Origin of the sequence: Nonomuraea turkmeniaca (assembly GCF_005889735.1) — a bacterium.
GTDB lineage: Bacteria > Actinomycetota > Actinomycetes > Streptosporangiales > Streptosporangiaceae > Nonomuraea > Nonomuraea turkmeniaca.
Window position 1 is genome coordinate 14,626 of the sequence record NZ_VCKY01000137.1, and the last position, 14,590, is coordinate 29,215.

At 68.9% G+C, this 14,590-nt stretch carries 15 protein-coding genes; 3 read left to right on the forward strand and 12 right to left on the reverse strand.

The window, feature by feature from the left end; all coding sequences use genetic code 11:
* The first annotated feature begins 57 nt into the window (after positions 1-57).
* Both ETD86_RS33000 and ETD86_RS33005 read left to right on the forward strand, forming a co-directional pair.
* A complete protein-coding gene (locus ETD86_RS33000) occupies positions 58-1,203 on the forward strand; it encodes an NADH-quinone oxidoreductase subunit D (RefSeq protein WP_138670571.1) in 1,146 nt (381 codons plus the stop codon).
* The gene (locus ETD86_RS33005) at positions 1,200-2,342 is read left to right on the forward strand and encodes an acyltransferase family protein (RefSeq protein ID WP_138670572.1); all 1,143 of its coding nucleotides are present in this window, start codon (positions 1,200-1,202) and stop codon (positions 2,340-2,342) included. Before ETD86_RS33000 ends, ETD86_RS33005 begins: the two co-directional genes overlap by 4 nt.
* A gap of 21 nt (positions 2,343-2,363) precedes the next feature.
* Here the strand turns inward: ETD86_RS33005 and ETD86_RS33010 are convergent, their stop codons facing one another.
* The 11 genes from ETD86_RS33010 to dacB all read right to left on the reverse strand — a co-directional run bounded on the left by ETD86_RS33010 (position 2,364) and on the right by dacB (position 12,385).
* Entirely contained in the window at positions 2,364-2,822 is a 459-nt protein-coding gene (locus ETD86_RS33010; protein WP_138670573.1) for a DUF3180 domain-containing protein, read from the reverse strand.
* On the reverse strand, positions 2,819-3,322 hold the full coding sequence (gene folK, locus ETD86_RS33015) for a 2-amino-4-hydroxy-6-hydroxymethyldihydropteridine diphosphokinase (protein ID WP_138670574.1): 504 nt from the start codon (positions 3,320-3,322) through the stop codon (positions 2,819-2,821). The genes ETD86_RS33010 and folK overlap by 4 nt, the downstream gene beginning before the upstream one ends.
* 37 nt (positions 3,323-3,359) lie before the next feature.
* A complete protein-coding gene (gene folB / locus ETD86_RS33020) occupies positions 3,360-3,725 on the reverse strand; it encodes a dihydroneopterin aldolase (RefSeq protein ID WP_138670575.1) in 366 nt (121 codons plus the stop codon).
* A complete protein-coding gene (locus tag ETD86_RS33025; RefSeq protein ID WP_138670576.1) occupies positions 3,715-4,161 on the reverse strand; it encodes a nuclear transport factor 2 family protein in 447 nt (148 codons plus the stop codon). The genes folB and ETD86_RS33025 overlap by 11 nt, the downstream gene beginning before the upstream one ends.
* Positions 4,158-5,003 (reverse strand): dihydropteroate synthase, encoded by an 846-nt coding sequence (gene folP / locus ETD86_RS33030; RefSeq protein ID WP_138670577.1) that lies wholly within the window; start codon positions 5,001-5,003, stop codon positions 4,158-4,160. Before folP ends, ETD86_RS33025 begins: the two co-directional genes overlap by 4 nt.
* Positions 5,004-5,074: 71 nt before the next feature.
* Positions 5,075-5,653: a GTP cyclohydrolase I FolE gene (folE, locus tag ETD86_RS33035; protein ID WP_138670578.1), complete on the reverse strand. Its 579-nt coding sequence runs from the start codon at positions 5,651-5,653 to the stop codon at positions 5,075-5,077.
* Between the two features lie 22 nt (positions 5,654-5,675).
* Positions 5,676-7,673 (reverse strand): ATP-dependent zinc metalloprotease FtsH, encoded by a 1,998-nt coding sequence (gene ftsH, locus ETD86_RS33040; protein ID WP_138670579.1) that lies wholly within the window; start codon positions 7,671-7,673, stop codon positions 5,676-5,678.
* A gap of 238 nt (positions 7,674-7,911) precedes the next feature.
* Entirely contained in the window at positions 7,912-8,463 is a 552-nt protein-coding gene (gene hpt / locus ETD86_RS33045; RefSeq protein WP_246148570.1) for a hypoxanthine phosphoribosyltransferase, read from the reverse strand.
* Positions 8,464-8,473: 10 nt separating this feature from the next.
* Positions 8,474-9,475: a tRNA lysidine(34) synthetase TilS gene (gene tilS, locus ETD86_RS33050; protein ID WP_138670580.1), complete on the reverse strand. Its 1,002-nt coding sequence runs from the start codon at positions 9,473-9,475 to the stop codon at positions 8,474-8,476.
* 224 nt (positions 9,476-9,699) lie between these two features.
* Positions 9,700-10,776, reverse strand: coding sequence for a zinc-dependent metalloprotease (locus ETD86_RS33055; RefSeq protein ID WP_211370467.1), 1,077 nt, complete (start codon positions 10,774-10,776; stop codon positions 9,700-9,702).
* A 184-nt stretch (positions 10,777-10,960) separates the two neighbouring features.
* A complete protein-coding gene (gene dacB, locus ETD86_RS33060) occupies positions 10,961-12,385 on the reverse strand; it encodes a D-alanyl-D-alanine carboxypeptidase/D-alanyl-D-alanine endopeptidase (protein ID WP_138670581.1) in 1,425 nt (474 codons plus the stop codon).
* Positions 12,386-12,550: 165 nt separating this feature from the next.
* Between dacB and ETD86_RS33065 the strand changes: the two genes are divergently transcribed.
* On the forward strand, positions 12,551-13,042 hold the full coding sequence (locus ETD86_RS33065; protein WP_127937374.1) for an inorganic diphosphatase: 492 nt from the start codon (positions 12,551-12,553) through the stop codon (positions 13,040-13,042).
* A gap of 4 nt (positions 13,043-13,046) precedes the next feature.
* Here the strand turns inward: ETD86_RS33065 and ETD86_RS33070 are convergent, their stop codons facing one another.
* Positions 13,047-14,156 carry a C40 family peptidase gene (locus ETD86_RS33070; RefSeq protein WP_138670582.1) on the reverse strand — a complete coding sequence of 370 codons (1,110 nt, stop codon included), beginning with the start codon at positions 14,154-14,156 and terminating at the stop codon, positions 13,047-13,049.
* Positions 14,157-14,590 lie beyond the last annotated feature (434 nt).

Genomic DNA, 14,590 nt, shown 5'->3' on the forward strand with positions numbered 1-14,590 from the left:
ATTCCTTGACCATCCCCCACACTGGATCGCCAACTGGGACGGTGGCAGCATGGCCATATGACGGAACGCGTGGTCGGAATCGGTGCGGGCGCCAAAGAGCTGGCCACCGAGGACATGATCCTCAACATCGGCCCGCAGCACCCGTCAACGCACGGGGTGCTCAGGCTCAGGCTGACACTGGACGGCGAGCGCATCGCCACCGCTGAGCCGATCATCGGCTACATGCACCGCGGGGCGGAGAAGTTGTTCGAGGTCCGCGACTACCGTCAGATCATCATGCTGGCCAACCGGCACGACTGGCTGGCGGGGTTCGCGAACGAGCTGGGCGTGGTGCTCGCCGCCGAACGCCTGCTCGGCATGGAGCCGCCGGTCAGGGCCGTGTGGGCGCGTACGCTGCTGGCCGAGCTCAACCGTGTGCTCAGCCACCTGATGTTCCTCGGCTCGTACCCGCTGGAGCTGGGCGCGATGACGCCGATCTTCTACTCCTTCAACGAGCGGGAGCGGATCCAGGCGGTCATGGAGGAGATCTCCGGCGGGCGCATGCACTACATGTTCAACCGGGTCGGCGGGCTCAAGGAAGATCTGCCGCTCGGCTGGCTGGACCGGGTGTCGGAGGCGGTCGCGGAGACCCGCCGCCGCGTGCCGGTCATCGAGGACCTCATCCTGCACAACGACATCTTCCTGGCGCGTACCAAGGGTGTCGGGGTGCTCACGCACGAGCAGATCATGCAGTACGGCGTCAGCGGCCCGATCGCGCGGGCCTCCGGGGTGGACATCGACCTGCGCCGCGACGAACCGTACCTGGCCTATTCAGAGCTGCCCGTCAAGGTGGTCACCGGGAGCGCGGGCGATTGCCATGCCCGGTTCGGGGTGCTGTTCGAGCAGCTCAAGGTCTCGCTGGAGCTGGCCGACAGCTGCGTCGAGCGGCTGCGCTCGCTGCCGCCCGGGCCGATCAACCAGCGGCTGCCGAAGGTGCTCAAGGTGCCGGAGGGGCACACGTACGCGTGGACCGAGAATCCGCTCGGTATCAACGGCTACTACCTGGTCTCCAAGGGAGACAAGACGCCGTGGCGGCTCAAGCTGCGCTCGGCCTCGTACGGCAACATTCAGGTGCTGCGGGAGATGTTGCCCGGCCACCTGGTCGCCGACATGGTCGCCATTCTCGGCTCCATGTTCTTCGTCGTAGGTGACATCGACAAGTGAAGGCTGAGAACTCGGCACACCAGGAACGCGACAAGTACGTCGACTGGCTTCGCGCGCTGAGCCTGGTCGTCGTGGTGGTGTGGCACTGGGCGTTCACGATTCTCGTGTGGAAGCCGCACGGACCCGAGCCGACCAGCCCGCTCGGCTTCACCTCCGGGTTATGGATCCTCACCTGGCTGCTGCAGGTGTTGCCGCTGTTCTTCTACGTCGGCGGGCACGTGCACCTGCTGTCCTGGCACCGGGCCAAGCAGCGCGGCACCGGCATCGGGGCGTTCGTCTGGCGGCGGATCCGGGCTCTGGCCTTACCCGCGTTGTTCCTGTCCGGGGTGTGGATCGCGGTCGGGGCGGTGGTCACGGTCACGTTCCAGGTGGACTGGATGTGGCGGGTCGTGCTGCTGGTGCTCAGCCCTCTGTGGTTCCTCGGCGTCTACCTCGTGCTGATCGCCCTACTTCCCGTGGCGCTCTGGCTGCACGAACGCTACGACGTGCTGACCCTGATCTGGCTCGGCGGGGCGGCCCTGGTGGTGGACGTGGTGCGCTTCACGTACGACGTGGACTGGGCGGGCTGGCTCAACATGATCCTGATCTGGGGACTGGCGCACCAGGCGGGGTTCTTCTACGACCGGATCGTGATCCTCCCCAGGCGGTACGACGTCGCCTTGTTGTGGACCGGTCTGTTCGCCCTGTTCGGGCTGGTGTACTCGGGCATCTACCCCGGCTCGATGGTGGGCGTGCCCGGCGACAAGTGGTCCAACATGGCCCCGCCGACGTTCGTGATCGTGGCCCTGCTGCTCTTCCAGATCGGGCTGGTCGAGGTGCTGCGACCGGCCATGGAACGGGTGCTCGAACGGCCGGGCTGGCGCCGGGTCAACGACTTCATCAACCGGTACGCGCTGGCGTTGTTCCTCTTCCACACCACCGGGATGGCCATCGCGCTGGGGCTGTCGTGGTGGCTCTTCGGCACCCTCGGCAGCACGATCCCGCCGGACCTCAGATGGTGGCTGGAACGCCCCATCGCCATCATCGGGCCGCTGATCTGCACCACCCCGGTCATCTACCTCTTCGGCCGGCGCCGCCCGCCGGTCGGTCGCAAGCAGGACGAGGAGGTCGGCGGCTCCGTAGGCTCGGAGCATGGCTGACACCGGCTTCCGGGCCGAGGACTACCTCGGCGGCGGCTGGTTCTCCGGGTCCTTCGGGATGCGGCAGGCGTTCTCCAGGTAGAGCGCCGCGCAGACCAGCGCCACGCAGGCCAGGAACGAGCCCGTCGCGATGAAGAACTCCGAACGCGGTGTCTCCCGGTCCAGGATCTGCACCGTGTAGAGCGCGAAGCCGGCGAACAGCCCGCCGAACGCCGCCCCCGCGTACGCCGACGCCTTCGCCAGCGCGGCCAGCCGGGCCACCGCCAGCGGCTCCACCGGCTTGGTCCCCGGCTTTCTGGCGATCCTGGCCTTGGTGGCCCAGGCGCTGTAACCCTCGCCGATGGCCACCAGCAGCACGGTCGGAATCGCCGTCCATGGCATGAGGGGCAGGTCGGAGTAGAACTGCCGGACCGCCGCCCACGTGATCAACGCGACGACGACAAGGATGCCGACCAGGTGGCCGGGGCGCGTGGGCCTCAATCCGGCCTCTGCAGCGTGAGGTCGGCTCGCAGGCGTACGCCTTGCTGGTCGAGCCCTTCCAGCAGCTCGCAGACCCGGCCGTGGCCGGGTACCGTGCCCTGCGGGTCGGCCTCCGCCCAGGGGACGAGCACGAACGCACGCTCGTGTGCCCGCGGATGCGGCAACGTCAGGTCGGGTTCGTCACAGACGGTGTCGCCCACGACGATCAAGTCCACGTCGAGCGTACGCGGCCCCCAATGCTCCCCGCGCTCCCGGCCGAAGGCGTTTTCCACGCTCAGCGCCCGCTCCAGGAGGGCACGCGGCTCCAGGGTGGTCTCGGCGACCACGACGGCGTTGAGGTAGGGGTCCTGACCCGGAGGACCGCCGACCGGGTCGGTCTCGTAAACCGGCGATGCCTTGACGAACTCCAGGTCAGGCGCGTCGAACAGGACGTCCACGGCACCCTGCAGAATCTGGAACCTGTTGCCCAGGTTGCTGCCCAGAGCGAGAACGGCCTTCATCCGCGGCTCCGCTCGATCGTTCCGATCACATCGACTTTCATGCCCGGCTCCGCTCGATCGTCACGACCACGTCGTCGAACGGCAGCGGGATCGGCGCCGCCGGCTTGTGCACGCTCACCTCGACCTTGTGCACCAGCTCACTGGCCAGGCACACGTCGGCCAGGCGCTGCGCGAGCGTCTCTATCAGCTCGACCGGCTCACCCTCCACTACCCCGACGAGGGCCTCGGCCAGCTCCCCGTAGTGGACGGTCTTGGTCAGATCGTCGCCGGCCGCAGCCGGCGCGGTGTCGAGGAACAGGGTCGCGTCGACCACGAACTCCTGGCCGAGCTCCCGCTCGGCAGCGAGCACACCGTGCCTCCCCCTGGCCCGCAGGCCCTTGAGAGCGATGCGATCAGCGCTCAAGCTCGTCTTCCTCCTCCTCGTCGTCGTCTCCCTGCAGCACCGGAGAGCCGTGGTGCATCCACAGCCGCCAGCCCTGCGAGGTGCGGAGGTAAACGTTGCTGGCCACCACCTTGCCCGCGGCGAAGCTCGACTCGCCCTCCTCGCCGGCCGTCAGAATGTTCTCCACGCAGGTGAGCACGGCCACGTCACCCAGCACGGTCGTGTTGACGTCGGTCAGCACGAACTGGATGTAGGTGGTGTTGGCCATGATCAGCGCCCACGACCGCAGCACCTCCTGCCGGCCGGCCAGCAGCGTCCAGCCCGGGTGCACGCAGCTCACCTGGTCGTCGGCCGTGTCCTCCGCCCAGATGTCGGTCATCTTGTCGAGATCGCCGCTCTCGATCGCGGTGTAGAACTCCTGGTTGACCGTCTCGATCGCGGCCGTGTCCACGCTCATGTGCCTGCTCCCGCTCTCTTCCATGCGGCGGCCACGCGCACGGCGTCGGCGCTGGGGCCGACCTCGTGCACACGTACGCACCATGCGCCCGCGTGCGCGGCCAGTGCGGTCACGGCCAACGTGGCGTCGTCGCTACGGCTGAACGGACGGGGCGTCCCGTCCGGCGCGGCCAGCAGCCGCCCCAGGAACCGTTTGCGTGACGCCCCGATGAGCAGCGGATAGCCCAGCTCGGCCAGCTGCGGGATCCCGGCCAGCACCGCCCAGTTGTGCTCGGCGTTCTTGGCGAAGCCGAGACCGGGGTCGAGCACGATCTGCTCCTTCGAAACGCCCTCGGCCAGCACCAGGTCCACCCGCTTGCTCAGCTCCTCACGGACCTCGGTGACCACATCCGTGTAGACGGCCCTGGTCTCCATGTCATGGCTGTGGCCACGCCAGTGCATCACCACGTAGGGGACACCGGCCGCCGCCACCACGCGCGGCATCTCCGGGTCGGCCAGACCGCCGCTCACGTCGTTGACGAGCTGCGCGCCCGCCTCGACGGCGGCCTTGGCGACCTCCGCGCGCATCGTGTCGACGCTGACCGGAACCCCCTCGGCGGCCAGCGCGCCGATCACCGGGACGACCCTGGCCAGCTCCTCCTCCAGCGACACCCTGGCAGCCCCGGGACGCGTGGACTCGCCGCCCACGTCGACGATGTCGGCCCCCTCCTCGACCAGCTGGAAGCCGTGCCGGATGGCGGCCGCCTCGTCGAACCACATCCCACCGTCGGAGAAGGAATCAGGCGTCACATTGACCACACCCATGACGAGGCACCGCCGCTCCGCATTGGGCACGCTAGTCATGGGCCAAGCCTAGGCGTTCCGCCACACCTGCTGACATGGCGGGTCCCCTCTCACCCCGAACTGATAGATCCTCATCTGCCGATGATGAGCGCCATCGCCTCGGATCGGGTCTTGTCACTGGTACGGAAATCGCCACGGACCGCCGATGTGACGGTCTTGGCGCCCGGCTTGCGTACGCCGCGCATCGTCATGCACAGATGCTCGGCCTCGATGACCACGATGGCCCCCCGGGGCTCCAGCACCCGCATGAGCGCGTCGGCGATCTGGGACGTCATGCGCTCCTGGACCTGGGGCCGGCGGGCGTAGACGTCCACCAGACGGGCCAGCTTCGACAGGCCCGTCACCTGGCCCCGGTCGTTGGGGATGTAGCCGACGTGGGCCAGGCCGTGGAACGGGACCAGATGGTGCTCACAGGTCGAGTAGACCTCAATGTCCCTGACGAGCACCATCTCGTCGTGGTCGACGTCGAAGACCTTGTTGAGCACGTCCTCGGGCTTCTGGCCGAGCCCGGAATACTGCTCGGCCATGGCCCGGGCGACCCGGGAAGGCGTCTCGATCAGGCCGTCGCGGTCGGGATCCTCGCCGATGGCATAGAGGATCTCGCGCACGGCCTTCTCGATTCTGGCCAGGTCAACGTCGTGCTGAGTCACGCAAGCATCTTTCCGTGCGGGGTCACGCGGTGTCGCCGGAGGGCAGGGCCTCCTGGTGACCTCCGGTGAGCGAGCCGTTGGCCGACTGCTTCTCCTTCGGGGTCAGGATCGGCGGGCGGTCCGACGGGAGCCGCTTGCCGTAGCCCGCGTAGGACGGGCGGTGCTCCCTGACGACCACCGGGGAGAAGATCCCCAGCACCTGCTCCCGGGAGAGGGTCTCCTTCTCCATGAGCTCGAGCACCAGGTCGTCGAGCACGTCGCGGTATTCGACCAGGATGTCCCACGCCTGATCGTGCGCCGTCTCGATCATTCGGCGGACCTCCTCGTCGATCGTGGAGGCGATCTTCTCGGAGTAGTCGCGCTCATGGCCCATCTCGCGGCCCAAGAACACCTCGGCGTTGCCACTGCCGAACTTGCGGGCGCCGAGCTGCTCGCTCATGCCGTACTCGACCACCATGCGGCGGGCGACGGCCGTGGCCTTCTCGATGTCGTTGGAGGCGCCGGTGGTGGGCTCGTGGAAGACGAGCTCCTCCGCCGCGCGGCCGCCGAGCAACATCGCGAGCTGGTCCATCATCTCCGACCGGGTGGCCAGGAACTTGTCCTCCATCGGCAGCGTCATCGTGTAACCGAGGGCGCGGCCGCGGGACAGGATCGTGATCTTGTGGACCGGGTCGGAGTTGGGCAGCGCGTGCGCCACCAGCGCGTGACCGCCCTCGTGGTAGGCGATCATCTTCTTTTCCTTGTCGGACATGACCCGCGACTTGCGCTCGGGTCCTGCCATGACACGGTCGATCGACTCCTCGAGGAGGTCCATCGTGATCAGCTTCTGATCGGCCCGCGCGGTGAGCAGGGCCGCCTCGTTGATCACGTTGGCCAGGTCGGCGCCGGTGAACCCCGGGGTGCGGCGCGCGATGACGTCGAGGTCGACGTCGGGGGCGAACGGCTTGCCGCGGCCGTGAACCTTGAGGATGCCCTTGCGGCCCTCGAGGTCGGGGCGGTCGACGGTGACCTGCCGGTCGAAACGGCCCGGGCGCAGCAGCGCCGGGTCCAGGATGTCCGGCCGGTTGGTCGCGGCGATGAGGATCACGCCGCCCTTGACGTCGAAGCCGTCCATCTCGACGAGCAGCTGGTTGAGCGTCTGCTCGCGCTCGTCGTGCCCGCCGCCCAGGCCGGCGCCGCGGTGGCGGCCGACGGCGTCGATCTCGTCGATGAAGATGATCGCCGGGGCGTTGGCCTTCGCCTGCTCGAACAGGTCACGAACACGCGAGGCGCCGACGCCGACGAACATCTCGACGAAGTCGGAACCGGAGATGGAGTAGAACGGCACGCCCGCCTCGCCCGCGACGGCGCGGGCCAGCAGGGTCTTGCCGGTGCCGGGCGGGCCGTACAGCAGCACACCCTTGGGAATCTTGGCGCCGATCGCCTGGAACTTGGCCGGGGCCTGCAGGAACTCCTTGATCTCCTGGAGCTCCTCGATGGCCTCGTCGGCCCCCGCGACGTCGGCGAACGTGGTCTTGGGGGTGTCCTTGGTGATGAGCTTGGCCTTGGACTTGCCGAAGTTCATCACCCGCGAGCCGCCGCCCTGCATCTGGTTCATGATGAACAGGAAGAGCAGCACGATGATGACGATAGGCAGGAAGCTCACCAGGAGGCTGACCAGGAAGTTTTCCTGCGGCACCTCGGTGGTGAAGCTCTTGGTCTTCTTGGCGTCGACCTGAGCCTGCAGCTCGTCGGTCAACTTGCTGCCGTAACCCGTCACCCAGTCGGACTGGATCAGCTTCGTCGGCTGATCGCCCGCCCTGACCGGGATGGCGTTGTGCAGCGTCACCTCGATGCGGTTGTCTTTGTCGACAATCTTCGCGTTGCTGACGTTCCCGGCGCGAATCTGCTGGAGAACCAAGGACGTGTCGGCCTGCTTGAAATTACCGCCGCCACTCCACAGCTGAGTGACGAGCAGGAGCAGCACGACGATGCCCAGGATCCACAGCAGTGGCCCACGTGTAAATCGCTTGAGATCCATCCGATGCGGAACCCCTTGCGGGCCCGTCCCTTCCTGACCATGGCCTGGAACCCCGGGTTGGCCCGGGGCCGCGGCATCCGGCACCGCGACTTCTGACTACCCGAAGGGGACACGCAGTCACCCTTCCGGAGTCTGAAGGTACACCGGCAGAGCACGCGGAGGGACCCGCCCGCTACACCGGCCTTGCCCTATCAACGTACGTCACGTTGCGCGATGTTCCCGGCCATGGCAAGAGGTGCTACTTATAAACGTGCGGCGCGAGAGTCCCGATGAACGGAAGGTTCCGGTATCTCTCCGCGTAGTCGAGGCCATAACCGATGACGAACTCGTTGGGAATGTCGAACCCCACATATTTCACGTTGATCGGCACCTTCACCGCGTCCGGCTTGCGCAGCGCTGCGCAGATCTCCAGGCTCGCCGGGTTGCGGGATTTGAGGTTTTCCAGCAGCCAGTGCAGGGTCAGGCCGGAGTCGATGATGTCCTCCACGATCAACACGTGGCGGTTCATGATGTCGGTGTCGAGGTCTTTCAGCACGCGTACGACGCCGGACGACTTGGTGCCGGCGCCGTACGACGACACCGCCATCCAGTCCATCTGCACCGGCACGTGCAGGGACCTGGCCAGGTCGGCCATCACCATGACGGCGCCCTTCAACACGCCCACGAGCAGCACGTCCTTGCCCGCGTAATCCTCGTCGATCCGGCCGGCAAGCTCTTTGATCTTGGCCTGGAGCTCCTCCTGCGGGATGAGGACCTTCTCCAGGTCTTTGCCCATGTCAGCAGCGTCCACCTGTGGTTCCTTACGCGTGGGGACTGATGGCGAGTATCAGGGTGCCATACCGCCGGGTCGCGGTCAGACCCCCGGGCAGGTCCACGGCCTTCTGCCCCCGCCACCGCGTGACCAGCCGATCCACGGCCAGCACGTGGGTGGCCGACAGGGCGCCGGGCGGGGCTCCGGCAGCGATGGCCGCCCGCCGCAACACCCTCCGCCTGACGGCGTCGGGCAAGGTCTCCAGTTCCTTGACGGCGAGCGTTATGGCTCCGCCGATATCGCTAAGAGCGCAATGCTGGTACGCCGAATCAGCCCATTCGTCAAGGGCGTCGGCATCCTCGCGTGCCATCCGCGCGGTCCTGGCGAGCGCCTCGGCCACCCCCGGGCCCAGCTCCTCCTCCAGCACGGGAAGCACGTTTCTCCTGACGCGGACCCGGGTGTACCGGGGATCCTCGTTGTGGGGGTCGTCCCAGGGGGCGAGCCCCAGGGCCCGGCAGGCGGCGACGGTGGTGGATCTGGGGAGGTCGAGGAACGGGCGGCGGTAGAGGCCCGCTCGGGCCGCCATCCCGGACAGCGAACGCAACCCGCTCCCCCTGGCCAGCCCCAGCAGCACTGTCTCCGCCTGATCATCCCTGGTGTGCCCGAGGAGGATCGCCGGGGCCTGGAGCCGTTCGGCCGCCGCCGCCAGCGCCGCGTACCTGGCCTCCCTGGCCGCCGCCTCCGGCCCGCCCTCGGTGCCGACCGTGACGGTCAGCACTTCCGCGGGGTCCAGGTCCAGGTGTGCGGCCTGGGCGACGACCTGCTGCGCCCTTTCTGCGGACCCGGGCTGGAGCTGGTGATCCACGCTCAGCAGGCCGGCCCGCAACCCCATGCGCGGCGCCACGAAACCCACGGCCGCGGCCAGCGCAAGGGAGTCGGCTCCGCCGCTGCAGGCCGCCATGACCAGGGCTTCGGGTCGGAGGTCGGACAACGCCTCGCGCACGGCCCTGCGGACGTCGGCTACGGCTGGATGTGGACCCACGCAAGCCATTGTCCCGGGTCCCCGCCCGGCCGGGCACCGTGCACGAGCGCCCCGCACGGCCGCACCACGTCACGCCCGACGCGGCGCTCCGGCGGCGACGCCCTGCCCGTGCCCGGCCGGCCACCGAACACGGGCGCCAGGCGAGCAAGGGCATCGGCGCCCGGGCCCGTAGGCAACCGGGAGCCGTGGGCCAGGGCATCGGGGCCCGCAGACAGCCGGGAGCCCGTGGGTATTCAGGCGGGGAGGGCCGGGGTGCCGATGACGCGGCTGATCCAGGCGTCGGGGTCGGCGATTTCTGGGGTCGTCGGGAGGGCTTCGGGCGAGGTCCACACCTTGTTGAAGCCGTCCATGCCCACTCGGCCGACCACCGACCGGACGAACGCCGAGCCCTCGGCGTACTGCTTCATCTTGACCTCGATCCCCAGCAGCCGCCGCACCGTCTTGTCCAGGCGGGAGCCGCCCTCGCGGCGGTGGGCGAACTTGGAGCGGATGTCGGCCACCGACGGCACCACGGACGGGCCCACGGCGTCCATCACGTAGTCGCCGTGCCCTTCCACGAGCGTCATCACGGCGGTCAGGCGGTCCAGGATCTCCTTCTGGCCCGGCGACTGGATGGCGTCGATCAGGTTGCCCTCGCCGCCGCGCACCACGTCGGCCACCGTGTCGGCGGCATTGCGCAGGCGTTCGAGCAGCGTGGGCAGGTCCAGGTCGGAGGCGAGCAGGAACTCAGTCATCTGCGAGCGCACGTATTCGCGCAGCCAGGGCACACCCGTGAACTGCACGCGGTGGGTCTCCTCGTGGAGGCACACCCAGAGGCGGAAGTCGTGCGGGTTGACGCCCATTTCGCGTTCGGCGTGAACGACGTTGGGGGCGACGAGCGTCAGGCGGCCCGCCGGCTCCTGGCCAGTGGGGTCCGGCGGCAGGAACAGCTCGTACTGGCCCAGGACCCGCGAGGCGAGGAAGGCCAGGACGGCCCCGACCTCGACGCCCGTGATGCGCGATCCCACGGCGGTGACGATGGCGGGGGGCGGGTTGGCGCTGTTGCCCATGCGCTGCGTCAGGGGCTCGAGCACCACGCGGAAACCCTCCACGTTCGCCCTGATCCAACCGGGCCTGTCCACGATGGTCGCGGGCTGCGGCGCGGTCTCCGTGTGGATCTTCGTGAACTCGCGCACGTGGCCCTCGGCCTCACGTGACAGGGTACGGAGCTCGGCGACGGCCTGCCTGGCCTCCTCCCGGCTCACTTGAGGACCGGGGCGCACAAGGCGCGTGCCGGTCGTGACGGCCAGATCCCAGTCGATCACCTGCATACCGTCCACCGTACGTGGTCCGGGCCCAACCCGCGAAGGAGCGCCGGTGTCTGGACTGAGGAGAGAGGGAGCGCAGCGACTGAACGACGAGGGAAGACACCGGACCACAGCGACTGAGCCGCGATCCGAAGGATCGCAAACGAACTCGACTGAGCCGCGATCCGAAGGATCGCAAACAAACCCGTTAAGAGCGCGCGACGATGGCGGCGAGGCGGTCAAGCACCGGCTCGGCGTTGGCCGGCACCCGGTCCGCCATGAAGGCGAACGTCACCAGCCGCCCGTCCTTGGTCGTGGCCAGCCCGGCCAGCGTGTTGACGTGGTTGAGTGTGCCGGTCTTGGCGCGGACCAGGCCCACCTCGCCCTTGCTGTCACTGGAGGTGAAGCGGCGGCCGTTGCCCAGCGTGCCGGAGAAGCCGGCGATCGGCATGCCGGAGGCGATGGCGTGCAGGTCGGGATGGTTCGCGGAGCCGGCCAGGGCGATGAGCTTGGCCAGGGCGCCGGGGCTGATGCGGTTGCGGGTGGACAGGCCGCTGCCGTCGGCGAGCGAGACGCCCTGGGTCACGCCGAGCCGCTGGAGCACGGCGGTCACGGCTTTGGCGCCGCCCGCGAACGACGCCTGCTGGCCTTCCTTGATGGCGACGTGTCTGGCCAGGGCTTCGGAGAGGTCGTTGTCGCTGTGTGTGAGGGCGTGCTCGACCAGGGAGTAGATGGGGGCGGAGTCGACCTTGCCCAGCTCGGCGGCGCCGGAGGGGGCCTTGCCCGGGCGTACGGACTTCGACACGGAGATGCCCTGCTTGGTGAGGAGCCGGGCGAAGGCCGTGGCGGCGTAGGCCGGAGGGTTGGGGACACGGGGGGTGTTGTAGCGCGGGTGCTGGCGGCCCTCGTCCATGGCGAGCGCGTAGACGGGCGCCACGTTGCCTTCGGGGATGTACCCGGGCTTCCAGCCGAGGGCGGTGGGAGACCCCGCGAAGAGTGACGTGTCGTAGGCGAGGGTGACCTTCTTGATGTTCTGGGATTTGAGGGTCGCGGCGGTGCGGGCGGCCAGCGTGGCGAGGCTCGCCTGCTTCGGGTACCTCGGCTTCGCCGAAGGCCCGGCGAGCAGCGGGTCGCCGCCGCCGACCAGGACGATCGCGCCCGGCTTGGCGCCCTGGACGACCCTGGTGGACAAGCGTGTGTCCGGGCCGAGTGAGGCGAGCGCGGCCGCGCACGTGACGATCTTCGTGGTGGAGGCGGGAGTGATGGGCGTGTCGGCGTTGGAGGCGAAGACCCGCTGGCCGGTGGTCGCGTCGAGCACGACGGCACCGACCCGGTCACCGAGCGCTCCGTCACCCAGGGCGCTGGTGAGCTGCCGCGTCAAAGTACCCTTAGTCGGGAGAGGTCCGTCTCCTGACCTCGCCGAGAGCTGGGCCAGCACAGGTCCCGCGGTGACCACGGGGACGGGCGGAGGAGATCCCTCCTGCGGGGACGCCGTCGGCTCGGTCGGTGAAGTCTGCCTCGTCAGCGCACCCAGGCTGAAGTCGGTCGTCATCGCGTACACGCCGGTGACGATCGTCAGGGCTTGGAGCACGACGAGGGTGGCCAGCATCACCCACCGGTCGTGCCGCGCCACGTCGCCTGCCCTCTCTCCTGAGTTCGCCTACGAGACATTAACGCCCGACCGGGGGTGCCCGGGGGCCTGAGCGCTGGAGAGGAAGCCGAACCGGACATCTGGGGGCGTGAAATCGTGCACCAGGGTGCCAGGTGAGGCGGACTCGACCATGAGGAAAGGACCGCGGTGGAGTTCGACGTTGTCGTTGAGATTCCCAAGGGACAACGGAACAAGTACGAAGTGGACCATGAGACCGGCAAGATCAGACTTGACCGGCTCCTGTTCACCTCCACGCAGTACCCCGCCGATTACGGCTTCATCGAGCACACCCTCGGCGAGGACGGCGACCCGCTCGACGCGCTGGTGCTGCTGCAGGAGCCGACGTTCCCGGGCTGTTACATCACGTGCCGGGCGGTGGGCATGTTCCGGATGACCGACGAGAAGGGCGGCGACGACAAGGTCCTGTGCGTACCCTCCACCGACCCGCGGATGCACCATATCCAGGACATCCACCACGTCTCGGAGTTCGACCGGCTGGAGATCCAGCATTTCTTCGAGGTCTACAAGGACCTGGAGCCCGGCAAGTCCGTCGAGGGCGCCAACTGGGTGGGCCGCACCGAGGCCGAGGCAGAGATCGAGCGCTCCTTCCAGCGCGCGAAGGACGCCGGCCACCACTGATCCTTCAGCGGGGCCTGGTGGCGCCCACCAGGTCCCCGCGCCAGATCGGGGCGACCCGCACCACGTCGCCGGTCTCCGGCGCGTGCACCATCAGGCCGCGCCCCACATAGATCCCGACGTGGTGGATGGTGCTGGGGTCGCCGGTGTTGTGGGCGAAGAACAGCAGGTCACCGCGGCGCAGCTGATCCAGCGGCACGTGCGGGCCCGACGTCCACTGGGTGCCGGTCCAGTGGTCGAGCCGCACTCCCACGCGTTCCCAGGCCCGCATGGTCAGCCCTGAGCAGTCATAGGTGTCGGGGCCGTCGGCCGCCCACACGTACGGCTTGCCGAGCTGGGTGAGCGCCCAGTTGGCCGCCACGTCGCCCATGGCCGAGCCGCCGGAGACCAGCCCGGTCGCCCGGCCGTCCGCCGCCCGGCGTCTGGCCAGCAGCTGGGCGCGGGTACGTGCCGCGTCGACCTGCTGTTGCAGGCGGTCCTCGCGGGCCCGCAACACCTTCGTCTCCCGGCGTTGACCGGCCACGGCCGCCTCGGCGGCGGCTTTCGCCTGCCTGGCGCTCTCGGCGGCGGCCTGCTGGGCGGCGTGGGCGTTCACGGCCTGTGTACGCAGGATGGCGGCCACCTCTTGGGCGTCGCGCAGCCTGGCCAGCATCCCCGCCCGCTCGCTGCTGAGCTGGCCGAGCACGCCCGCCCGGTGCAGCACGCCGTCGGCATCGGCCTGGTCGACGATCATGCCGACGATCGGCTCCAGCGTCCCCCATCCTCCGTACGTCTGCGCCGCCAGCAGCGCCACGTCCTGCCTGGCCCGTTCGACTTCGGCGTCGGCCGCCGCCAGTTGGGCCTGGGCTTGCGAAGTGACCTGCTCGGCGTTCCGCAGCCGCACCATCTCCCCGTTGTACGCCTCCACCAGCCGTTCCACGTCTGACGTCAGCCGCGCGAGCCGCGACTGCGCCGTGGCCAGCTGCGCGCTCGCCGAAGCCAGCTCCTTCGAGCGTTCTCGTACGGCTTCGCGGGCCTTTGCCACGTCGTGCGGGGACGGCCGGGGATCGGCATGGACCGGTGGGCACAGAACGGCGAGCAGGCAGCCCGCCAGCAGCCCTGCGCGAAATGTGCGCATAGGTCCCCCCGACAACAGATGGTTACTCTATGCACTCACTTCCCGGCAATTCACTTACGTAACGTGACGAGGCGAGGAAGCCGCCACCGTGTGCATGATCGGGGAGGGAACCGCCGTCGCGTGCGCGAGGGAAAGACGCCGCATAGGTGACGGAAGAGGGAGCCGCCGCCGCTGCGCGACCGAAGGGGGAGCCGCCGCCTGGCACGCGCTGGAAGGCTACCTGCCGCCACGCGTGCGGCGGGAAGGGGGAGCCGCCATGAGCCTGGAGGGAGAGGGCGGAGCGCCGCTCTTCACGGTGGCGCAGAAGGTGGGGCGGGGTCAGCCGCTCTGCGTGGGCGTCGCCGAGTGCTCGCCGGCGTTGGTGGGGTTGGTCGTTTGCGGCGGTGCGGTGGTCGGGGTCTGCGTCTGGGGTGGAGTTTGTGTCCGAGGTGGGG